At 69.0% G+C, this 21,666-nt stretch carries 21 protein-coding genes; 9 read left to right on the top strand and 12 right to left on the bottom strand.

Annotation, left to right across the window (positions count from 1 at the left end; translation table 11 throughout):
- The 7 genes from ASF87_RS05750 to cycA form a co-directional block, all read right to left on the bottom strand.
- The gene (locus tag ASF87_RS05750; protein WP_056374868.1) at positions 1 to 1,269 is read right to left on the bottom strand and encodes an extracellular solute-binding protein; all 1,269 of its coding nucleotides are present in this window, start codon (positions 1,267 to 1,269) and stop codon (positions 1 to 3) included.
- A 35-nt stretch (positions 1,270 to 1,304) separates the two neighbouring features.
- Entirely contained in the window at positions 1,305 to 2,297 is a 993-nt protein-coding gene (locus ASF87_RS05745; protein ID WP_056374867.1) for a LacI family DNA-binding transcriptional regulator, read from the bottom strand.
- Positions 2,298 to 2,433: 136 nt separating this feature from the next.
- Positions 2,434 to 3,414, bottom strand: coding sequence for a hypothetical protein (locus ASF87_RS05740; protein ID WP_056374865.1), 981 nt, complete (start codon positions 3,412 to 3,414; stop codon positions 2,434 to 2,436).
- A 59-nt stretch (positions 3,415 to 3,473) separates the two neighbouring features.
- The gene (locus tag ASF87_RS05735) at positions 3,474 to 4,403 is read right to left on the bottom strand and encodes a J domain-containing protein (RefSeq protein ID WP_042540447.1); all 930 of its coding nucleotides are present in this window, start codon (positions 4,401 to 4,403) and stop codon (positions 3,474 to 3,476) included.
- Positions 4,404 to 4,477: 74 nt separating this feature from the next.
- The gene (locus ASF87_RS05730; protein WP_056374862.1) at positions 4,478 to 5,131 is read right to left on the bottom strand and encodes an IMPACT family protein; all 654 of its coding nucleotides are present in this window, start codon (positions 5,129 to 5,131) and stop codon (positions 4,478 to 4,480) included.
- A gap of 43 nt (positions 5,132 to 5,174) precedes the next feature.
- A complete protein-coding gene (locus ASF87_RS05725) occupies positions 5,175 to 6,161 on the bottom strand; it encodes an aldo/keto reductase (protein ID WP_056374861.1) in 987 nt (328 codons plus the stop codon).
- An 85-nt stretch (positions 6,162 to 6,246) separates the two neighbouring features.
- Entirely contained in the window at positions 6,247 to 7,707 is a 1,461-nt protein-coding gene (gene cycA, locus ASF87_RS05720; RefSeq protein ID WP_056374858.1) for a D-serine/D-alanine/glycine transporter, read from the bottom strand.
- Positions 7,708 to 7,854: 147 nt separating this feature from the next.
- Between cycA and ASF87_RS05715 the strand changes: the two genes are divergently transcribed.
- Both ASF87_RS05715 and ASF87_RS05710 read left to right on the top strand, forming a co-directional pair.
- Positions 7,855 to 9,333, top strand: a complete 1,479-nt coding sequence (locus ASF87_RS05715) for an MATE family efflux transporter (protein WP_056374856.1) — start codon at positions 7,855 to 7,857, stop codon at positions 9,331 to 9,333.
- A 120-nt stretch (positions 9,334 to 9,453) separates the two neighbouring features.
- Complete coding sequence (locus tag ASF87_RS05710; RefSeq protein WP_056374854.1) at positions 9,454 to 9,849, top strand: hypothetical protein; 396 nt, start codon at positions 9,454 to 9,456, stop codon at positions 9,847 to 9,849.
- A gap of 7 nt (positions 9,850 to 9,856) precedes the next feature.
- Here ASF87_RS05710 and ASF87_RS05705 read toward each other — a convergent pair whose 3' ends face one another.
- Both ASF87_RS05705 and ASF87_RS05700 read right to left on the bottom strand, forming a co-directional pair.
- Positions 9,857 to 11,566 (bottom strand): AMP-binding protein, encoded by a 1,710-nt coding sequence (locus tag ASF87_RS05705; RefSeq protein WP_056374852.1) that lies wholly within the window; start codon positions 11,564 to 11,566, stop codon positions 9,857 to 9,859.
- Positions 11,567 to 11,615: 49 nt separating this feature from the next.
- A complete protein-coding gene (locus ASF87_RS05700; RefSeq protein WP_235558876.1) occupies positions 11,616 to 12,092 on the bottom strand; it encodes an Lrp/AsnC family transcriptional regulator in 477 nt (158 codons plus the stop codon).
- 104 nt (positions 12,093 to 12,196) lie between these two features.
- Between ASF87_RS05700 and ASF87_RS05695 the strand changes: the two genes are divergently transcribed.
- Positions 12,197 to 13,411: a trans-sulfuration enzyme family protein gene (locus ASF87_RS05695; protein WP_056376359.1), complete on the top strand. Its 1,215-nt coding sequence runs from the start codon at positions 12,197 to 12,199 to the stop codon at positions 13,409 to 13,411.
- A 149-nt stretch (positions 13,412 to 13,560) separates the two neighbouring features.
- On the top strand, positions 13,561 to 15,354 hold the full coding sequence (locus ASF87_RS05690) for a hypothetical protein (protein ID WP_162238672.1): 1,794 nt from the start codon (positions 13,561 to 13,563) through the stop codon (positions 15,352 to 15,354).
- A gap of 140 nt (positions 15,355 to 15,494) precedes the next feature.
- Here ASF87_RS05690 and ASF87_RS05685 read toward each other — a convergent pair whose 3' ends face one another.
- Positions 15,495 to 15,962, bottom strand: a complete 468-nt coding sequence (locus tag ASF87_RS05685; protein WP_082041096.1) for an acyl-CoA thioesterase — start codon at positions 15,960 to 15,962, stop codon at positions 15,495 to 15,497.
- 138 nt (positions 15,963 to 16,100) lie between these two features.
- On the opposite strand from ASF87_RS05685, the gene ASF87_RS05680 reads away from it, so the two are divergent.
- Both ASF87_RS05680 and ASF87_RS05675 read left to right on the top strand, forming a co-directional pair.
- Positions 16,101 to 16,715: a ClpP family protease gene (locus ASF87_RS05680; RefSeq protein ID WP_056376358.1), complete on the top strand. Its 615-nt coding sequence runs from the start codon at positions 16,101 to 16,103 to the stop codon at positions 16,713 to 16,715.
- Positions 16,712 to 17,305, top strand: coding sequence for a ClpP family protease (locus ASF87_RS05675; protein WP_056374846.1), 594 nt, complete (start codon positions 16,712 to 16,714; stop codon positions 17,303 to 17,305). Before ASF87_RS05680 ends, ASF87_RS05675 begins: the two co-directional genes overlap by 4 nt.
- A gap of 172 nt (positions 17,306 to 17,477) precedes the next feature.
- Here ASF87_RS05675 and ASF87_RS05670 read toward each other — a convergent pair whose 3' ends face one another.
- Entirely contained in the window at positions 17,478 to 17,834 is a 357-nt protein-coding gene (locus tag ASF87_RS05670; RefSeq protein ID WP_056374844.1) for a helix-turn-helix domain-containing protein, read from the bottom strand.
- Positions 17,835 to 17,899: 65 nt separating this feature from the next.
- Entirely contained in the window at positions 17,900 to 18,856 is a 957-nt protein-coding gene (locus ASF87_RS05665) for a helix-turn-helix transcriptional regulator (protein ID WP_327037338.1), read from the bottom strand.
- A 35-nt stretch (positions 18,857 to 18,891) separates the two neighbouring features.
- Here ASF87_RS05665 and ASF87_RS05660 point away from each other — a divergent pair, with 35 nt between their 5' ends.
- From ASF87_RS05660 to ASF87_RS05650, 3 genes are read left to right on the top strand one after another with little or no spacing between them, the layout of a single operon-like run.
- The gene (locus ASF87_RS05660) at positions 18,892 to 20,346 is read left to right on the top strand and encodes an MFS transporter (RefSeq protein ID WP_056374841.1); all 1,455 of its coding nucleotides are present in this window, start codon (positions 18,892 to 18,894) and stop codon (positions 20,344 to 20,346) included.
- Between the two features lie 2 nt (positions 20,347 to 20,348).
- Entirely contained in the window at positions 20,349 to 21,221 is an 873-nt protein-coding gene (locus tag ASF87_RS05655; RefSeq protein WP_200933743.1) for an aldo/keto reductase, read from the top strand.
- A complete protein-coding gene (locus ASF87_RS05650) occupies positions 21,218 to 21,643 on the top strand; it encodes a hypothetical protein (protein WP_056374837.1) in 426 nt (141 codons plus the stop codon). Before ASF87_RS05655 ends, ASF87_RS05650 begins: the two co-directional genes overlap by 4 nt.
- Positions 21,644 to 21,666 lie beyond the last annotated feature (23 nt).

Raw genomic sequence — 21,666 nt, 5'->3', positions numbered from 1 at the left:
TCACTCGGCGACGAGATTGTCGATCTTCGTCGCGGCGTTCTTCAGGAAGTCGTCGATCGACTCCTTGCCGAAGATCACGGCGGCGGAGTACTCGTCGCGGAACGCCTGCCAGGCCTCCACGGAGTTCGGGATGCTGGGCACGTCTGCCGTGGCCTCGGCCTGCTCGGCGAACGCCACGTAGTTCGGGTTCGCGTCGAAGTAGTCGGCGTAGGTCTCGGTGAGGTCGGTGCGCATCGGCATCTGGCCCGTCGCCTCGAGCAGCTGGCCGTCGCTGTCGACGCTCGTCGAGAACTTCAGGAACTCCCATGCGGTGCCCTGGTTCTCGCACGCGGTGAACATCGAGACGCTCTTCGAGTCCGCGAACGTCGTCGGGTTCTCGCGACCGTCGCTGGTCGGCACGGGCATGAACCCGACGTCCACGGTCTCGGCGTACGAAGGGATGGCCCACGGGCCGGCGAGCTGCATGGCGGTCGTCCCGGCAGACATCGCGTCATCGGTCGACGCCTCGTTGGGCGAGAGCTTCTCGTCGTAGAAGGTCTTCCAGAACTCCGCGACCTCGCGCCCGGCATCCGAGTCGACCGTCGCCGCGCCGTCTTCGACGAGCATGGTGCCGTCGGTCTCGGCGAGGTACAGGGGATAGAAGTCGAACCAGGGCTGGTAGAACTCGCTGGTGGGTGCCGGCCAGATCGCGCTCTGCACTCCGGATTCGACGATCGCGCGCGACCCGGCGAGGAATTCGTCATACGAGGCCATCTGGGGGTCTTCGGGATCGATGCCTGCAGCCTCGAACAGGGCCTTGTTGTACATCACCATGACCGGGTTCGACTTCCACGGCAGCTGGTAGAAGCTTCCGTCGGTGGCATACGAGTCGACCTCACCACCGCGTTCGGTGATGTAGTCGCTGCCGCCCTCCATGGTGCTGAGGTCGACGAGCCCGCCCTGCTTGACCCAGCCCGAGACCGCGGCCGGAGCGACGTTGTAGACGAGGCAGGGTGCGGTGCCGGCTGTGATGGCGGCGGTGATCGCCTCTTCCGACGACGAGCCCGCGGGGATCTCCTGCGCGTTGACCTTCTCGTCGGGGTGCTCGGCGTTCCAGGCCTCGACCACGGCGGTGCCCCAGGCGACCTCCTGTTCGTTGTTCGACAGCCAGATGTCGATCGAGCCGGTGCCCTCGGCCGAGGCATCGCCGCCTCCGCCTCCGGATGAGCATCCGGTGGCGACGAGCGCGACCGCTCCCAGGAGCGCTGCTGCGCGGATCTTCTTCTTCATGTTGTCCTCCTTGACGCGATGGTTCGGGTGATCGTCTAGCGGGCTGTGCTCTCCCGGAAGTGCACGACGTTGCAGTCGACGACCTCTGTGCGCGGCTCGGCGCCGAGGATGTCGGCCTGAAGCAGGCGGGCGGCAGCGCGTCCTCGCGCGGCGGGGCCCGACGAGACGCTCGTGAGCGCGGGGGAGAGGTGGGCCGAGAGATGGTCGTCGTCGAAGCCGGCGATCGCGAGATCGCGGGGGATGCTGAGGCCGCTCGACCGCGCGAACGACAGCCCGGCGATCGCCATGGTGTCGTTGGAATAGAGGATGGCGGTCGGGCGATCGGGCAGCGCGAGCAGCTCGGCGGTGCGCTCCCGGCCACTCGAGGCGGTGAAGTCGCCCTCGCGCAGCAGGGCATCGCCGCCCACGGCATCGGTGTAGGCATCGGCCCGCACGCGCGAGTGCACGTAGTCGAGCGGACCCGAGACGTGAGCGATGCGTTCGTGACCCTCGGCGCGCAGGTGAGCGATGATCTCGCGCACCGGTGCGTCATCGTCGGTGCGCACGCACGAGAATCGGGTCGGCTGCTCGTAGGCGCCGACCAGCACCGAAGGGAGGTCGAGCTCTTCGAGCAGCGGCACGCGCCAGTCGTCGTCTCGCAGGTCGAGCAGCAGGGCGCCATCGGCGCGGCCGTGGCTGAGGGATCGGTAGGCGCGCTCCTCGGCCGCCCGATCGGGAACGACCTGCAGGATCAGCGCCGTCTCGGTCTCAGCCAGCACCGATTCGACGCCCGCGATGAACGCGGGGAAGAACGAGTCGTTGGCGATGACCTCGGGGTCACGGGCCAGCACCACGGCGAGCGCATTGGCCTTCTGCGTGGCCAGCGCGCGGGCGCTCTGGCTCGGCACCCAGTTGAGCTTCTCTGCGGCGGCGAGCACCTTGGCCCTGGTGTCGTCGGAGATGGGCCGCTTGCCGCTCATCGCGTGCGAGACGGTGGCCTTGGTGACGCCGGCCTCGCGGGCGACGTCGGCGATCGTCGTGCGGCTCATGCCACCTCCTCGTGGAACTTCCGGGTTGATCCCTGAACACTCGGCACGGCACGATTAAACCGGTTTGACGAATGCGGGTGAAGCGAGTGTAAACCGGTTTGACAACCGCGGTCAAGGCCCGTCACAACCGACGGGATCATGCGTCGGGGGAGGAGCCCCCATCTGCCCACTCGAGGACCCGCGTCCCGATCAGGGTCAGCCACCGCGACGGGGCGCCTTCCGCGGCATCGACGGCGAACCACGTCCGCCCCTCCAGCGGCGGGCCCTGGAGCCAGGATCCATCTGCCTGTCGCGCCGCGCGCACGAGCTCGACTGCGGCATCCGTTCGCGGGTCTCGGGCGGTTCGGTCGGATTGTGACACGTCGCGGAAGTAGTCGAGCGCCGCCAGAGCGCTGTACTGATGTCTGCTCGGGTAGACGAAACGGACCACGAACCCGTCCACGAGCTCGCCGGTGGATGCACGGAACATCAGTTGCCTTCGGAGGAGGTACTCCTCGCCGGCGTGCCGCGTCGATCGCAGTGACGTGTCCCCGGTCGCGAGCTCGTAGGAGAGCATCCCGCGGAGCGCGTTGAGCGTGGAGTGAAACGAGGATCGGACCGAGTCGCCCTCCTCCGCCTCGCAGTTCCACCCTCCGTCGGCGAGCCGGTGCTCCGGGAACCATCGGACCAGTCGCGAGACGTCGGCCCCCAGCCATCCGCCGTTCGCGAGGGTGAACGCGTTGATGCACACGTCGATCTCGCCACCCCAGAAGGGCATGTCGTCATACTCCCACCGGCAGTTGCGTGCGAGACGGTCCGCGGTGTCGCCGAGCGCCGCCGCGGGCACCCCCCACTCCCGGAGCTGATTCAGAGACCAGCTCGTGGCAGTCCACGGTTGACCCGGCTGCTCCGCCTCCGCAGTTCCGAAGAAGTCGCCGGGAAAGTGCGCCCCTCCGTCCCAGCGTCCGTCCGGATCCTGCGCGGCGAGGAGTGCGGCCCCGAAACCCTCCGTCGACACCCGAGCTCGCGTGGACCTCCAGACATCGGCCGGGGCGCCGAGCAGGTCGCGCTCCACCTGCCAGCGCAGGGCCGGATCGGCATCGAGCATCCATGCCATCGTCGCCGCGGGCGTAGCCATGCGAGCAGGGTACTCCCGCCGAGTCGATGCCGGGAGTCCCTCGTTCTGGGAGGCCGGGGTCAGACGAAGGTGACGGTCTGCTGCAGGCGTGTGCGCACGTCGAACAGCTCGTTGCCGCCGATGGCGCGGGCACCGGGGACTCCCTGGCGCAGCACCATCGCGAGCGCGCTGCGACGCACGACGACCACGGGAACGCCGCGGCTGCTGCCGAGCGGGGTGACGGCCTGCGCGAGATCGTCGTCGGGGAGCACCATGATCAGTCCGCCGAACTTCACCCGCGCGGCCTTGGCCACGGTGCGCATGCGCGAGAGTGCGGCGGTGACGGGCGCGCGTGTGCCCAGACTCGGGCCGGTGATCTCGCCCCGACGGAACCCGACGACTCCGCCGAAGTCCTCCGACATGACGCCGTAGAGGCCCGAGGGGCTGAGCACGACATGGTCGAGCTTGTCGTCGGCATCCGCTCCTGTGGCGACGTCGTGCCACACCGTGAAGCCCATGCCGAGCGCGCTCACCGTGCGGGCGGTCGCCTCTTCGGCGAGAGCATCGGCGAGCAGGCGTCGCAGGTCGCGCGGGGCCGAGCGCACGAGCGCCGGGTCATAGGGGTCGGGTACCTCGACGCCACGGCCGGCCCATTCGCGGATCAGCGACAGGTAGCGCTCGCGGCGCCACCCGCCGGGATGCCCGTAGGAGCGAGCTCGAGGGCGGGTGTCCGTGCGGGCGGCCGACTGCGGTCGCCAGCCGTTCCACTCCGGCTCGGCCGGGATGCCGGGGTGCGCACCCGAGCGACGGTCGTAGGCGGCGCGGCCCTCGGGGGTGCCGATCAGCTCCCACGCTCGCTGCACCTGGATGAAGACGGCCGCGTCTCCGCCCGTGTCCGGGTGGGTCTGCCGCAGGCGCAGGCGATACGCGCGCCGCAGCTCGCCGTCGTCGACGGTCGGGTCCACGCCGAGGATCTCATAGGCGGAAGCCGAGAGCGGGCTGTCGAACATCGCTCTCCTTCCGAGATCGCGGCATCCAGAATATCCGGATGCTGTTGTGGATCAGCCGGGCGCGTCGGCCGGGGTCAGGCCGGCACGTCGACGACGCGCTCCACGCCGATCACCGGAATCACGGAACCGGCGGATGCCGCTGCGATGTCATCCGCGAGCCGGTCGATCTCCTGCGCGGGCACCCACACCTCGAGAGTCGCCAGCGCCGCGTATCGTGGCTCGCCGAGCGTCGCGCCGTGACGCGGCACCCAGTCGCGCAGAAGGTTGTCGAAGCGTCCGGCATCCGCCTGCGCGACGTCGATCGTCACCTGGGTCAGGGACTGCCGGTGCACGAGCGATGCGAGATCGAGGGCTTCGGAGACAGCGGTCGAGTAGGCCCGCACGAGCCCGCCGGCGCCGAGCTTCACGCCGCCGAAGTAGCGGGTCACCACTGCCACGACGTCCGTCAGCTCGCGCCGTCTGAGCACTTCGAGCATCGGCACCCCCGCAGTGCCGGACGGCTCACCGTCATCCGACGAGCGGGCCTGATCGCCGAGCAGGCCGGTGACCATCGCGCTGCAGTTGTGCCGCGCATCCCACCACTGCTTGCGCAGGCGTGCGATCACGGCATCCGCGTCCTCGACCGAGGTGACCGGCTCGACGGTCGCGATGAACCGCGACTTCTTGATGATGAGTTCATGCTCCACGGGCGCGGCGATCGTGGCCGGGTAGGTGCGGGGCGGAGTCATCCGCCTCAGACTACCCAGCGCACGCCGCTGCTCAGCGGTCGACTCAGCGGTCGACGAACGACATCTGCTGCGGGTTGTACCGATCTCCCTGCACGCCGACCCGGTCGGCGAGCTGATCGAGGTCGGCGAGTTCGTCGGCCGACAGGGCCACCGTGGTGGCTCCCGCATTCTCGGCGATCCGCGACGTGCGCCTCGTGCCGGGAATCGGCACGATCCACGGCTCCCGAGCGAGCAGCCACGCGAGGGCGATCTGGCCGGGGGAGGCCTCCTTGGACTCCGCGAGCGAGGCGACGTGGCCGACCAGCGCCTCGTTCGCCGCCCGGTTCTCCTCGCTGAAGCGCGGGATCGTGCCGCGGATGTCGCCGTCGGCGAATGAGGTGGTGCGATCGACCGTGCCGGTGAGGAACCCCTTGCCGAGCGGGCTGAACGGCACGAAGCCGATGCCGAGCTCGCCGAGTGTGGGCAGGATCTCGGCCTCAGGGTCGCGCGTCCACAGCGAGTACTCGCTCTGCAGCGCCGTGACGGGCTGCACGGCGTGGGCCCGGCGGATCGTCGAGGCCGATGCCTCGGACAGCCCGAAGTGCCTCACCTTGCCCTCGGCGATGAGCTCGGTTACCGTGCCTGCGACGTCGTCGATCGGCACATCCGGGTCGACACGGTGCTGGTAGAAGAGGTCGATCACGTCGGTGCGCAGGCGACGCAGCGACTGCTCGGCGACGCGACGGATCTGCTCCGGCCGACTGTCGAGCCCGACGCTCTTGCCGTCTTCGATGCGCCAGCCGAACTTCGTCGCGATGATGACCTGGTCGCGGATGGGCTCGAGAGCCTCGCCGACCAGCTCCTCGTTCACATAGGGGCCGTAGACCTCCGCGGTGTCGAAGAAGGTGACGCCGAGGTCGAGAGCCGACCTCAGCACGCCGATCATCTCGTCGCGGGTGCCCGGGTTCGGCCCGTAGCTCTGCGACATCCCCATGCATCCGAGCCCGACGGCGGAGACCTCGAGGCCCTGTCCGAGTGTGCGAGTGTGCATTGCGTGTCCTTTCGTCGAGACCGACGCTACGCGCGGCCTCGACGATGAGGGAGGGGCTGTCAGAACCTCCCACGGCCGTCCAGGACTACTCCGGGGAGTCGTCGCGCAGGTACGCGATGTGCTCCGCGTGACGGGTCAGATGGTTCTGCGACGTGCGCACGAACATCCAGGCGACGAGCAGCAGCACGAACCAGATCGGCGTCACGAGCAGCGCGATAAGGGTGTCGGGCTGCGTCGTGAGCGCCCAGAGGATGAACACGAAGAACGCGAGCACCACGTAGACCATGAAGATGCCGCCCGGCATGCGGAACTTCGACGCTGCGACCTTCTCCGGCCGCCGACGGCGGTACACGAGGTAGCTGCAGAGGAAGATCGTCCAGACGAACATGAAGCACACGGCCGAGACCGTGGTCACCATGTCGAACGCGGTGCCGATGTCCTTGCCCGCATAGAGCAGCACGACGCCCGAGAGCAGCAGGATGCACGACAAGAAGAGAGCGTTCTGCGGCACACGTCGCTTCGACAGCCGGCCGAAGACGCGCGGGGCGTCGCCGTCCTGCGCGAGGCCGAACACCATGCGCGACGTCGAGTAGATGCCCGAGTTGGCGCTCGACATGGCCGAGGTCAGCACGACGAGGTTCACCACCGTCGCCGCGATGCCGAGACCCGCGAGGGCGAACATCGCGATGAACGGGCTCTCGCCGGCGACGTACTCGGTCCACGGGGTGACCGCCATCAGGATGATGAGCGCGCCCACGTAGAAGAGCAGGATGCGGATCGGGATCGCGTTGATCGCCTTGGGCAGGTTCTTCTCGGGGTCTTTGGTCTCGGCCGCGGCGGTGCCGACGAGCTCGACGCCGACGAACGCGAACACGGCGATCTGGAACCCGGCGACGAAGCCCATGAAGCCGTGCGGGAACATGCCGCCGTGGTCCCACAGGTTGCTGAAGCTCGCGGTTCCCGCATCGTGCTGGAAGCCGGTGAAGATCATCACAAGACCCGTGACGATGAGCGCGACGATCGCGATGATCTTGATCAGCGCGAACCAGAACTCCATCTCGCCGAACGCGGCGACGGTGGGCAGGTTCAGTGCGAGCAGGATGACGATCACGAGGACGCCGGGGATCCACAACGGGATGCCGGGGATCAGCGCGTCCGTGTACCCCGCGATCGCGATCACATCCGCGACTCCGGTGACGACCCAGCAGAACCAGTACGTCCATCCGGTGAAGAAGCCGGCCCACGGGCCGAGCAGGTCGCTCGCGAAGTCGCTGAACGACTTGTACTTGAGGTTCGACAGCAGCAGCTCGCCCATCGCCCGCATCACGAAGAAGAGCATGAAGCCGATGATCATGTAGACGAAGATCACCGAGGGGCCGGCGACCGAGATCGTCTTGCCGCTGCCCATGAAGAGGCCGGTGCCGATGGCGCCGCCGATCGCGAGCAGCTGGATGTGACGGTTGCTCAGGGCCCTCTTCAGGTGCTGGTCGTCGCCGTCGGCGGTTCCGTCCACCCCGACGGATCCCCGTGTTCTCTCTGTCGTCATCGCTCGAACCTCCGGTGTTGGGCGCCGCGTCCCGCTGCGGCATCCTTCCGACCGTAATGGCCGATCGGGGATGGCAGTTAACCGAATCGATTCGATATCCTGGTTCGACCCCCGATCATCCCCCCAGTTCTGCGAGCCGCTCCCACCATGGCCACCTCTCTCACCACGGGCCGCCCGTGGCGTGTCATCCTGTCGTTCTCGATCCCCCTGCTGCTCGGCAATGTCGTGCAGCAGATGTACCAGTTCGCCGATGTCGTCGTCGTCGGCCGGCACCTCGGCGTCGAGTCCCTCGCCGCCGTCGGCGCGACCGGCAGCCTGCTGTTCCTGCTGATCGGCTTCGCCTGGGGCCTGACGAGCGGTTTCGCTATCCCGATCGCGCAGGCGTTCGGCGCGGGAGACGGCGCAGCGGTGCGTCGCTCGGTCGCGACGGGCGTGATCCTGACCGGCATCACGAGCGTTGTGCTCACGATCGTCGCGCCGCTGATCGCGGCGCCGACGCTCGCCCTGCTGCAGACGCCTGACGAGCTCATGGCCGAGGCGACGATCTTCACGCAGATCAGCTTCATCGGCGCCAGCGCGACGATGTTCTTCAACTTCCTCTCGGCGATCATCCGTGCCATCGGCGACTCGCGCACTCCGCTGATCTTCCTCACGGTGTCGTGTGCGCTCAACGTCGGACTCGTGATCCTCATGGTCGGCCCGCTCGACTGGGGCGTGGCCGGTGCGGCTCTCGCGACCGTCGTCGCCCAGGCCGTGTCGGTCGTGCTGTGCCTCGAGTTCGTGCGTCGCCGGCTGCCGATGCTGCACCTGCGTCGTGCCGACCGGCGCGTCACCCGCGACGACATCCGAGAGCACCTGCGCCTCGGCCTGCCGATGGGCTTCCAGGCCTCGATCATCGCGATCGGCACGCTCGTCGTGCAGGTGGCCCTCAACACCCTCGGCTCCGAGGCTGTCGCCGCCTATACGACGGCGTCCCGTGTCGACGGCCTCGCCGTGGCCTTCCTCTCGTCGCTGGGTCTCGCCTCGTCGATGTACACGGCGCAGAACCTGGGCGGACGCCGACCCGACCGCATCCGCCGCGGTGTCGTGGAGGGCACCTGGATGGCGATCGCCGCCGGCATCGCGCTCGGAGGCGTCATCATCGCGTTCGGGGCGCCGCTGGTGCGGCTGTTCGTCGGCGAGGGCGCGGCGGCGGATGGGGTCGTCGAACTCGCGCACCTCATGCTGATCATCAACGGATGCGGATACTGGGCGCTGGGCGTGCTGTTCGTGCTCCGTGGCGCGCTGCAGGGCCTCGGCCACACCCTCGTGCCCACGGTCACGGGAGTGATCGAGCTGGTGATGCGCGTGGGGGCCGCCATCGTGCTGGGCGCGCTCATCGGCTTCGAGGGCGTCGCGCTCAGCAACCCTCTCGCCTGGCTGGGCGCGATCGTGCTGCTGGTGCCGGCCTACGTGCGCGCTCACCGCGCGCTCGGCCGCATGCGCGTCGACCCCATCGAGGCCACGGAGACCTCGACGATGGCGATCATCGGGCCGACGGACGGCTCGATGGTCGTCGATGCGGTCGTCACCCAGCCGGTGCGAGTGGTCAGGACCTCACGTTTCGCGCGGTTGACGAGGCGCTGAACAAGCCCGTCACGGTTGCGGAACATCATCCTTGAGATGGATGTCCAGCATGCCGACACTTCGTAATGTTGGTAGTGCGGAGATTCCGCAGACCGGGGGGTCGTGATGACATCGTCAAGGGTGGCAAGCGAACTGGCATCGATTCTGGTGCCGATCGGAGTGGTGGGCGCTGTGCTCGCAGCGCTGTGTGCGCTCATCGCAGGAATCGCGATCATGCGCGGAGCGGCGGGTCTCGCCGGCGGAGCGGTCGGTCTGTGGATTCCGAGCGCGATGCTCAGCTCCACGGCATCGTTCGCGAATCAGTGGATGCCGTTGCTGATCTCAGGCGGGGCGCTCGTCGCGATGCTGGTGATCGGAGCCGTGGGTCGCGGCATCGTGAACACGGGTGAGCCGGCACGAGAAGCTGCCCGTGCCGCGCGCGTCCAGGCACTCGTCGACGCACCGGATCCGGTCGTCGTGCCGCGCGGCACGACGGTGACGCCGAGCACGGGCAGTCAGCCCGCACTGGCAGGCTGAGAGCTCTTCAGCGGTAGTCGCGGTCGCGGTGCTGTGCGGCCTCGTCTCCTGAGGTGACGCGCTCGGCCTCTCTGGCGCGCAGCTCGACGCGGCGGATCTTGCCCGAGATCGTCTTGGGCAGCTCCGGCACGAACTCGATGATCCGCACCCAGAGGTGCGACGACAGACGATCGTGGGCGTAGGCGAAGATCGAGCGGGCGGCGTCGGCTTCAGCGCCGACCGCGTCGGGGTGCAGGCACACGTACGCCTTCGGAACCGCGAGTCGCGTCGGGTCGGGGCTCGGGATCACCGCCGCCTCGATCACGAGGTCGTGCTCCAGCAGCACCGATTCGAGCTCGAACGGCGAGATCTTGTAGTCGGAGGCCTTGAACACGTCGTCTGCCCGGCCGATGTAGGTCAGGTATCCGTCGGCATCCCGCTGGGCGATGTCTCCGGTGTGATGGAAGCCGCCGACGCGGGATTCGGCCGTCTTGTCCGGATCGTCGTAGTACCCGGCCATGAGCCCGACCGGAGGGTGGGTCAGGTCGAGCGCGATCTCGCCCTCGTGCTCGGCGATCTCTCCGGTGGCGGGGTCGAGCAGCACGACCGGATACCCGGGCAACGGGCGTCCCATGGAGCCGACCTTCACGACCTGACCGGGGGAGTTGCCCACACAGGCCGTCATCTCGGTCTGCCCGAAGCCGTCGCGGATCGTGCCGCCCCACGCCGCGCGCACCCGGTCGATGACCTCGGGGTTCAGCGGCTCGCCCGCTCCGACCAGCTCGCGCGGCGGGTGGGTGAGTCGCGCGAGGTCGGCCTGGATCAGCATCCGCCACACCGTCGGCGGAGCGCAGAACGTGGAGACGTGGTGTGTGTCCATGACCTGCATCAGGGTGTTCGCGTCGAACCTGTCGTAGTTGTAGACGAACACCGTCGCCTCGGCGAGGAACGGCGAGTAGAAGCTCGACCACGCATGCTTCGCCCACCCCGGTGACGAGATGTTGAGGTGCACGTCATCGGGTCGCACACCCAGCCACCACATGGTCGACAGATGTCCGATGGGATACGAGACGTGAGTGTGCTGCACGAGCTTCGGGCGGCTGGTGGTGCCGCTCGTGAAGTAGAGCAGGGCCGTGTCGTCGGCCGGTGTGGCGGCGTCCGGATCGAAGGCCGTCGGGGCGTCGGATGAGCCATCGAACCGCGTCCATTGGGCGGGGACGCCGTCGCCCACGCCGATGCGCAGCACGTCGGCGTCGATGTCGGCGATGCGCTCGGCGAGGCTGCCGAGCGTGACGATCGCGCGCGCCCGGCCGTGCTCGACGCGGTAGGCGAGGTCGGATGCCGAGAGCAGGGTCGACGTCGGGATCGACACCGCGCCGATCTTGGTGATGGCGAGCATCACCTCCCACAGCTCGATGGTGTTGCCGAGCATCACGATGACATGGTCGCCGCGTCGGACGCCGAGGCCGGTCAGCCAGGCAGCGACCTGATCCGAGCGGGCTGACAGCTCTCCGTAGGTCCACGACTCGAGACTGAGATCGGCCGAGACGATCTGCACGGCCGGGCGGTCGGGCGTCTCGTCGGCGATGACATCGAACCACTCGAGCGCGAAGTTGAACTCGGTGGGCCTCGGCCAGACGAACCCTTCGCGCGCCGCCGCGTAGTCCGTCGCATTCGCGAACAGGAAGTCGCGCATCTCTCTGATCGCGGTCGTGGCTGCGGTGGCGCTGCGGCTCATTCTGGGCTCCCTTGCTCGGCAGACGTGTCCATCCTCGCCCACGACCCGCTCAGCGCGCGAGCAGGCCGGCCCCGTCGCGGAGTTCGAACACCAGCTGCGTCTCGGTGCCGCGAACGACGGGGTGGACCGTGATGTGCTCGAGCACGATGTCGCGCAGGGCGGTGGCATCCTGCACCGCCACGTGCACGAGGAAGTCGTCGACGCCCGCGACGTGGAACACCTGCAGCACCCGCGGGATCGCCGCGAGCGCGTCGAAGAGCGCGGTGACCTTGGGGCCCGTGTGGTTCGCCAGGCGCACCTTGATGATCGCCTGCAGGGGCAGACCGAGGGCCGACCCGTCGACCCGGATGCGGGTGTCGCGGATGATCCCGCGCTCACGCAGGGCGCGCACGCGGTGGGCGCACGTCGACTCGGCGAGACCCAGCCCGTGCGCGAGCGCCTTGTTGGTGACCTCGGCATCGCGGGTGAGCACGGCGAGGATCTCGAGATCGACCTCGTCGAGTTGTGCTTTCGCCAAAGCCCGCACCTCCTGGTATCGCTTCTCTGCTCAGAATATCGAGAACGACTCAGGATCCGACGGATTCTGTCGAATTTCTGCGCATCCATCGCACTTCGGGCAACGTGGCAGACATGACTGCACCGTTGCATCCAGACACCGTCGCCGTGCACAGCGGCCGCTCAGACCTCGACGCACTGGGAGTCCACGCGCTGCCGATCGATCTGTCGACGACCAACCCGCTGCCCGACATCGAGCGCGGTGGTGACTCGTACGAGGCGATGGCGACGGGTGGGCGTCCGCCCGCCGACGGCAGCATGGTCTACGCCAGGCTCTGGAACCCCACCGTGGGGCGGTTCGAAGACGCACTCGCCGAGCTCGAGCACGCCGAGGCCGCCGTCGCCTTCGCATCGGGCATGGCGGCGATGACCGCGGTGATCCTCGCGCACGGCCCCGCGGCGGGGAAGAACCACGTGGTGGCAGTGCGCCCCCTCTACGGCGGCACCGACCACCTGCTCGGCTCCGGCCTGCTGGGAGTCGAGACCACCTACTGCCACCCTGCCGAGGTCGCAGCGTCCATCCGCCCGGACACGGGGCTCGTGGTGGTCGAGACTCCCGCCAACCCGACGCTCGACATCGCCGACATCGCGGCGGTGGTGGCGCAGGCGGGAGTCGTGCCGGTGGTCGTCGACAACACCTTCGCGACGCCCGTGCTGCAGAATCCCCTCGACCACGGGGCGGCCATGTCGCTGCACAGTGCCACGAAGTACCTCGGCGGGCACGGTGACGTGATCGCCGGTGTGGTGGCCTGCGGCGAGCAGACCGCAGAGGCGCTCCGTCGTGTGCGTGCCGTGACCGGCGGTCTGCTGCACCCGCTCGGCGCCTACCTGCTGCACCGCGGGCTCACCACCCTTCCGGTGCGCATGCGGGCGCAGCAGGAGAGCGCTCGCCGCATCGTGCAGTGGCTGATCGACCGTCCCGAGATCGCCGAGGTGTTCTATCCCGGACTCGACGACGACCCGCAGGGCATCATCCAGCGCCAGATGCGGGGCACGGGGGCCATGATCGCGATGCGGATGCAGGGCGGGTATGCCGCGGCATCCGCAGTCACCTCATCGACGTCGCTGTTCACCCACGCCGTGTCGCTGGGCGGCGTCGATTCGCTGATCCAGCATCCGGCCGCGCTCACGCACCGGCCCGTGCCTGCAGAGGCGCGCCCCGACGCTGATGTGCTGCGGCTGTCGATCGGTCTCGAGAACGTCGACGACCTGATCGCCGACCTCGCGCAGGCATTCGCCGCGCTGTCGCGGGCGGAGGGCACGGCGGCATCCGCCCGTCCGTGGGCGTGAGGTCAAGACGTTTGTCGAACAGCTACAAGGAACTGAGTCTCACGCTCGACGGGATCTAGTTCCGAGGAGCAAACCTGTGCGAATCCTGAGAACCCGCCCATACACTCGCCGGTGGCAACGACGCCACTGACCCCCGGGAGTCCTCAATGATGAGTGCAAAGCCCCACGCGCACGGAATCGGCATGCGCATAGCCGTGATCGTGCTCAGCCTGCTGCTGGCCGCGATGGTGATCCTGTTCTTCCTGACCACGGGCAAGATCGCGGCCGGTGCCGCGGAACTCGCCGACGGCACCACCACCGCACGAGACGGCTCGGCCGACCTCGCCGCAGGTGCCGGTGATCTCTCTGCGGGGGCCGACGAGCTCGCCGCCGGCACGGAGCAGCTCGCGGCGGGAGCGACGAGCGCCCACGTCGGCTCGGAGAAGGTCGCCACGGGTGCACAGAGCGCCTCCACCGGCGCCGCCGCGCTCGCCGTAGGTGCCGACACTCTCGCGATCGGCGCCTCGAACGCCGCGTCCGGGGCTGCTCGGCTGAGCGCCGGAGCACTGTCGGCGCTGACCGGCGCCGAGCGTCTCGAATCAGGACTCACGTCAGCGGATGCCGGTGTGCAGTCCGCTCTCGACGGTGCGCAGCAGGTCTCGGCCGGTGCGCAGCAGATCGATTCCGGAGCCCAGGCCGCTCTCGACGGCGCTCAGCAGGTGGCAGCAGGAACACAGCAGGTCGACGGCGGAGCCCAGTCGCTCGTCGACGGCGCCCAGGACCTCACGACGGGCGCGCAGCAGGTCGACGCGGGAGCCCAGTCGGTGCTCGATGGAGCGACGAATCTCGCCGCCGGGGTCGCCGGCGCGCACCAGGTCGCGGGTCAGGTGCTCGGCGGGGCGAACCAGCTCAGCTCGACGATCACCGGCGCCGTGACGCCGCAGCTCGAGGCGCTCGCCAGCCCGGAGAACGCCGCGGCGATCACCGAGGCGGCCGACGGTGCCCCCGCGAACGCGCAGCAGCTGGCCGATGCGCTCTCCCAGCTCGCTGCGGCAGACCCGACGAACGCGCAGATGCAGCAGCTCGCTGCTCTCGCCGCCGGAGTGGATGCTCAGGTCGACGGGATCGCCGGAGCGGCCGCCGCGGCACCCGTGCTCGCGCAGGGGACGATCCAGGCCGCCGCCGGAGCGCAGCTGGTCGCCGGCGGTGCGAATGCGCTGGTCAACGGCGATGCCGCACAGGGATGGCCGGGAACGGTCGCGCTGGCAGACCCGACCGCAGGGGCCCCGGCATTCGTCGCGGGGGTGCAGCAGCTGAAGGCCGGCACTTCCGGTCTCGCCGCCGGCGCCTCGACGCTCGAGTCCGGTGTGGGCACGCTCAAGGCAGGCGCCTCAGCGGTATCCGCCGGTGCGTTGAAGCTCGCCGACGGCGTGCAGCCACTGAGCGACGGAGCCTCGCAGCTTTCGGGAGGCGCGCTCGCGCTGGCCACGGGACTGCAGCCTCTGAAGGCGGGCACCGCAGAACTGTGGGCCGGCGCGGATCGGCTCGCCGCTGGTCTCGACACTCTCGCCGATGGCGCCGTGTCGCTGCAGGACGGTTCGGCGCGACTCAGCGCCGGTGCGGCGAGCCTCGACGAGGGCGCGACCGCGTTGGCCGAGGGCACCGAGACGCTGAAGGTCGGTGCGTCAGACCTGAGCACCGGCGTCGGCGAGCTTTCGGAGGGTGCTGCGACTGTGGCCGAAGGCACCGGCGAACTGGCGGAGGGCGGTGACAAGCTCGAGGCGGGTGCATCGGAACTCGCAGACGGCAACGGCCTGATCGCCGACGGCTCCGGCACACTCGCGACCGCGACGGCGGGCGCTGCGCCGTCGATGCTGCCCTGGATGCTCGTCGTCACGCTGGCCGGACTCATCGCGGTCGGCTTCTGGATCGGCCACCGCGTCAGCCACCGTCGGAGCGTCTGAGCGGCATCCCGGACTGACGCCGCACGCATCGAAGGAGATCTCTCGTTCCGAAGGACCCGATCCGCACGATCGTCCTTCGATACGGGAGATCTCCTTCCGCGCGCGTGAGACGCAGGGCGAGAGGATGCCGGAGCCTGGCTCTACGGCAGGCGGATCGTGCCTGTGGCGATGCGCTCCGTCGGCATCCGATCGCGGTTGTAGGTGATCTCGTCATACCCGTGGGGGGTCGGCGTGCCGTCCTCGTCGAGGCTCACGAACACGATCTTCTCGATCGTGAGGATGCGCTTGCGGGTGATCATGTTGCGGGCGACCGCGCGCATGGTCAGCGAGGTGGTGCCGAAGTGGGTCGCCTGCAGGCCGATCTCGATCAGGTCGCCTTGCACGGCTGAGGCCTCGAAGTTGATCTCGGAGATGTGCTTGGTCACCGCGCGGTAGTTGCCCAGCTGCACGATCGCGTAGATCGCGGCCTCCTCATCGATCCACTTGAGCAGGCTGCCGCCGAACAGCGATCCGTTCGCGTTGAGGTCCTCCGGCTTCACCCATTTGCGGGTGCGGAAGTTGATGCCGTCTTCGGACCACTGCCACTCGGGTGTCTGCTGTTTCGCCATGCTTCGAGGGTAGGAGCATCGTGAGTCGGCGGTGTTACGCGTGCACATCCGTGCATGTCGGCGGTCGCTCTGCCCGGGGCGGATCTGCCGAGGGCGGATCCGGTTCCGACCGGACTCGAAACGGCGGATGCTGAGGCCATGAGCGAAGAGACCCCCATCCCGCACTTCGGACCCGAGGCCAGACGGGCGCTGTTCCACGAGCGCGTGCTCGTGCTCGACGGTGCCCTCGACGACGACAACGGCACGCTGCTGATGACGCAGCTGCTCACCCTCTCGGCCGAGGATCCGACGACCGACATCGCCCTGTGGATCCACTCGCCCGGCGGCTCCGTGCCGTCGATGCTCGCGATCCGCGACCTCATGACGCTGGTGCCGAACGACGTGGCGACCCTGGCGCTCGGACTCGCGTGCAGCGCCGGGCAGTTCCTGCTCTCGGCAGGCACGAAGGGCAAGCGCAGGGCGCTGCCGCACGCGCGCATCCTCATGCATCAGGGGTCTGCCGGCATCGGCGGCTCGGCGGGCGAGATCGAGACCCAGGCAGACGACCTTCGGCACATGCGCGACACCGTGCTCGGACTGATCGCCGTCGACACCGGGCAGCCCATGGAGCGCATCTTCGAGGACTCGCTGCATGACCGCTGGTACACCGCGGGGCAGGCGAAGGACTACGGGTTCATCGACGAGATCGTCGACTCGTCGGTCGATCTCATGCCGCGCAGACGGGCCAGAGTCGGACTGGGGGCGAGCGCATGAGCGGCTACACGATCCCGAACGTCATCGCGCAGCATCCGCGGGGCGAACGCGTGATGGACGTCTACTCGCACCTGCTCGCCGAACGGGTCATCTATCTCGGCACCGGCATCGACGCGGGAGTGGCGAACGCGCTGATCGCGCAGCTGCTGCATCTGGATGCCGACAGTCAGGACGCGGGCGTGCAGTTCTACATCAACAGCGAGGGCGGCGACCCGGGGGCGGCTCTGGCGATCTACGACACGATGCAGCACATCCGTCCGGCCGTCGCGACGACCTGCGTCGGGCAGGCGATCGGACCCGCCGCACTGCTCGTCGCCGCCGGAGCGCCGGGTCAGCGGGCCGCGCTGGCCCATGCCCGCATCGTGCTGCATCAGCCGGCCGGGCAGTCGCGTGGGGCTATCCCCGATCTGATCCTGGCGGCCGACGAGGTCGTGCGTGTGCGCTCGGACATGGAGTCGATCCTGGCCAGGCACAGTGGGCGGTCGCTGAGCGAGCTGCGCGCCGACACCGACCGGGATCGCGTCTTCACGGCATCCGCCGCTCTCGACTACGGGCTGATCGACACCGTCTTGGGAGAGCGGGCTGTCTGACCCGATGCCCGGCCGGCCGTCTGCAGGATCGAAGCACGGGTGCGGGGTGATTCTGCCGATCTGTTCCTGCAGACGTGCCGTGGTCCTGCAAACGGGCCAAGGACACGGGCCGGGGCCGAAGATCTGGCCGACGCCCCGGCCCGAAGACTCCGACCGGGGATCCCGCGATGGCTCAGGCAGCGAGGGCGAAGGCCCCGCGTGCGGCCGAGAAGGCAGCGGATGCCGGAGCGGCCGTCACCTGACGCAGCTCGGCGGCCACGGCGCTCGTCAGCTCGATCAGTGAGGTGTCGAGGGCGCCGGCGATCGCCGCGATCATTTCGCTCGACGGCTCTTTGAGTCCCCGTTCGACCTCCGAGAGGTACTGCGGCGAGAGCCCGGCGTTCTCGGCCGTCTCGGTCAGCGTCTCGTCGCGGTCATGTCGTCGCCGCCGCAGCTGGTCGCCGAGCATCTGGCGCCACAGGGGTTCGGGTTCACTCGGGCGAGGGCGGGCGGGGCGGGGTGCGCGGGGGAACGGGACGAGGTCGGCCATGCCTCACGATAATCCGCCGTCAGTGGGGGTTTCGAGCGGTTCTGCTCAGAGCAGAACGGTCGCGCTCAGGCCTCGGTGCGCTCCGGCGACACGGTCTCGGGCGCGGCGACGGCCGCGTCCGTCGCCGCCCAGCTCGCCAGCATCCGCAGCTTGTCGGCCGACGCTGTTCCCGGCTCTGCCGTGTAGGTCGACATCTGCAACCCGGCGTCGGCGGGCAGCTCGAACGCCTCGTAGGTGAGCTCCATCTCGCCCACGACCGGGTGGTTGATGCGTTTGACGCCGCTGCGGTGGAAGCGCACGTTGTGCGCCGCCCACAGGGTGCGGAACCGCTCGCTGCGGGTCGACAGCTCTCCCACGAGATCGGTGAGCTTGCGGTCGAAGGGGTTGCGCCCGGCCTCGCCGCGCATCGCAGCGACGAGCTCCTGGGTGTTGCGCTCCCACTCGGGGTAGAACTCCTGCGCCGCCGGGTCGAGGAAAGCGAAGCGCGCACTGTTCGGCACCGGGGTCGTGAAGAGCGGCGCGTAGAGGGCGCGGCCCAGCGCGTTCGCCGCGAGGTAGTCGAAGTAGTTGTTGCGCACGATCGCGGGCGCCTCGGTCATCGCGTCGAGCAGGCGCAGGATGCTGGGGCGCAGCGTCTCGACCTTCTTGCGCGGCTTGCGGGCGACCGGTGAGGCGTTCGCCGTGCGGGCGAGGTCGAACAGGTGTGCGGTCTCGGCCTCGTCGAGCTGCAGGGCGCGGGCGAGCGCGTCGAGCACGCTGTCGGAGACGCCCGACAGATCGCCCCGCTCTAGACGCGTGTAGTAGTCGACGCTGACGCCGGCGAGCAGCGACACCTCTTCTCGGCGGAGCCCCGGCACCCGGCGGTTGCCGCCGAATGCGGGCAGGCCAGCCTGGTCGGGGGTGATGCGTGCGCGCCTCGTGGAGAGGAACTCGCGCACCTCGCTGCGGGTGTCCATGTCATCGACCGTACGCGCACGCGACCGGCGAAGGGAGGTACTGGCAGTACCGGGGTCGGCTGTCACTGCCCCCGACCGCGCAGCGGGCGTCGAATGGCTTCATGACACAGAACCGGAACAGCGCGGCGATCCTGACGATCATCCTCGTCGGCTACTTCATGATCCTGCTCGACAACTCGGTGATCTTCACGGCGCTGCCCGCGCTCGCCGCAGACCTCGGACTCGGCCCGTCAGAGCTCGCGTGGGTGCAGGACGCCTACACGCTCGTCTTCGGCGGACTCCTTCTTCTCGGGGCCCGCGCCGGCGACATCCTCGGCCGTCGACGCGTGTTCGTGTTCGGTCTGGTCGTCTTCTCGGTCGCCTCTCTGCTGATCGCCCTGGCCCCTGCCGCGTGGTGGCTCATCTCGGCCCGAGCGCTGCAGGGCGTGGGGGCCGCGATCGTGGCACCGTCGGCGCTCTCGCTTCTGACGGCGAGCTTCGAGGGAGCGCAACGCGACAGGGCCGTCGCCTGGTACGCCGCGACCGCCGGCATCGGGGCGAGCCTCGGGATGCTCGTCGGCGGCGCCGCGGCCACCCTGCTGTCGTGGCGAGCGGGGTTCTGGATCAACGTCCCGATCGGCATCGCGATGATCGTCCTCGCCCCTCGGTTCCTCCCCGAGACCGATGCAGCGCCCGGCCGGTTCGACATCACCGGCGCGATCACCTCCACACTCGGCATCGGCTCGCTCGTGTTCGGCCTGCTGCACGGATCCGAAGCCGGATGGGGCGACCCCGTCACGATCGTCTCGTTCTCGGCATCGCTCCTGCTGCTCGCGGTATTCGTGATCGCGGAGTCTCGGGCGGCGCAGCCGATCATGCCGCTCCGTCTGTTCCGCAGCAGGATCCGTACCGGGGCCTACCTCGTGCGCCTGACCTACCTCGGCGCCATGATCGGTTTCTTCTACTTCACGACGCAGTTCCTGCAGGGGGTGCTGGGGTTCACGGCCCTCCAGGCGGGGCTCGCGTTCCTGCCCATGACTCTGGTGAACTTCGCGGTCGCCCTCGCGATCCCTCGACTCGTCGCGCGCGTCGGCGGCCGGGTGCCGCTGGTCATCGGCATCCTCCTCACAGCGGGCGGCATGCTGTGGCTCAGCCGCCTCCGCATCGACAGCTCGTACCTCGCCGGCGTCGCACTGCCGATGCTCCTCATCGGAGCGGGGCAGGGGCTCGCCTTCGCGCCGATGACCTCGTTCGGCATCGCCGGCACGACGACTGCGGATGCCGGCGCCGCCTCCGGCGTCATCAACACGTTCCACCAGGTCGGCATGTCACTCGGACTCGGCATGCTCGTCGCCATCGCGGCGGCGTCAGACACCCCGGGGGCGACCGCCCGGGCGGCGCTCGCCGGAGAGGTCTCTGTGACTCTGACCGCAGCGACGGGGTTCCTGGTCGCCGCACTCGTGCTCGCCCTCGCACTGATCCTTCCGTCTCCGCGCGCGTCGCGGGCGGAGACCACCGAGAGGGGTTCCACCAGGCACTCCCTCACCACCGCGACCACTCGCACACTGGAGGTATGACCATGAACATCACGCTCAACAACGGCATCGAGATGCCCGCCCTCGGCTTCGGAGTCTTCCAGGCCGCCCCGGAAGAGACTGTCGATGCCGTCAGCACCGCACTCGCTACCGGCTACCGCCTGATCGACACCGCCGCCGCGTACGGCAACGAGCGCGAGGTCGGCGAGGCGATCCGTCGCACCGGCATCGCGCGCGACGAGGTCTTCATCGAGACCAAGGTCTGGATCAGCGACTTCGGCTTCGACGAGACGCTGCACGCGTTCGAGAAGTCGACCGGCAAGCTCGGCGTCGACCAGCTCGACCTGCTGATCCTGCACCAGGCTCTGCCGACGCGTTTCGATCTCACGCTCGGCGCCTACAAGGCCCTCGAGACTCTGCTCGCCGACGGCCGGGTGCGCGCCATCGGCGTCAGCAACTTCATGGTGGAGCACCTCGAGAAGCTGGCGGCTGAGACGAGCATCGTCCCGGCGATCAACCAGATCGAGGTGCACCCGTACTTCCAGCAGCGCGAGGTGCAGCAGGCGGATACCGCTGCCGGCACCGTCACGCAGGCCTGGTCGCCCATCGGCGGCATCACGGCGTACCGCCCGAACGGTGCATCGGTCTTCGATGACGAGACCCTCACGGCGATCGCGACCGAGCACGGTAAGTCGCCTGCGCAGGTGATGCTGCGCTGGCACCTGCAGCAGGGTCGATCCGCGCTGCCGAAGTCGGTACGCCCCGCCCGCATCGCCGAGAACTTCGACGTCTTCGACTTCGAGCTCTCGGACGAGCAGCTGCAGGCCATCGATGCGCTCGACACCGGTGTGCGCCGCGGCCCGGAGCCCGAGGACGTCACGCTCGAGACCTTCGGCCGGGAGATCCCCGAGGCATGAGTCACCTCGTCAGGTCGGGCGCGTGGGTGGCCGGGGCGCTGGTCGCAGGAGTCTCTCTCGCAGCGTGCGCCGCCGATTCCGCTCCGCGTCCGATCGACGAGAGCTCTCCCGCCCCGGATGCGTCGGAGGTCGACTATCGAGACGGAGAGTACGCGGCCACCGGATGGTACGGATCGTTGCCGTCTCACCAGGACGTCGCTCTGACCATCGAGGACGACATCGTGACCGAGGTCACGATCACCACTCCCGCCGAGGACCCGACCTCGCTGCAGCACCAGCAGGCGTTCGCAGACGCGCTCCCCGGCGAGATCGTCGGGCAGCAGATCGACGTCATCGCTCTCGATCGCCTGGCCGGAGCGAGCGGATGCTCGGAGGGTTTCATGAACGCACTGGCCGAGATCAAGACCCGGGCCCGCGCCTGACATCGCGACTCGAATCGAGGAGA

It is taken from the genome of Microbacterium sp. Leaf161 (assembly GCF_001423645.1).
Taxonomy (GTDB): Bacteria; Actinomycetota; Actinomycetes; order Actinomycetales; family Microbacteriaceae; genus Microbacterium; species Microbacterium forte.
Note: the sequence above shows the minus strand (reverse complement) of the source record. Positions and strands in the feature narration are given on the sequence as shown.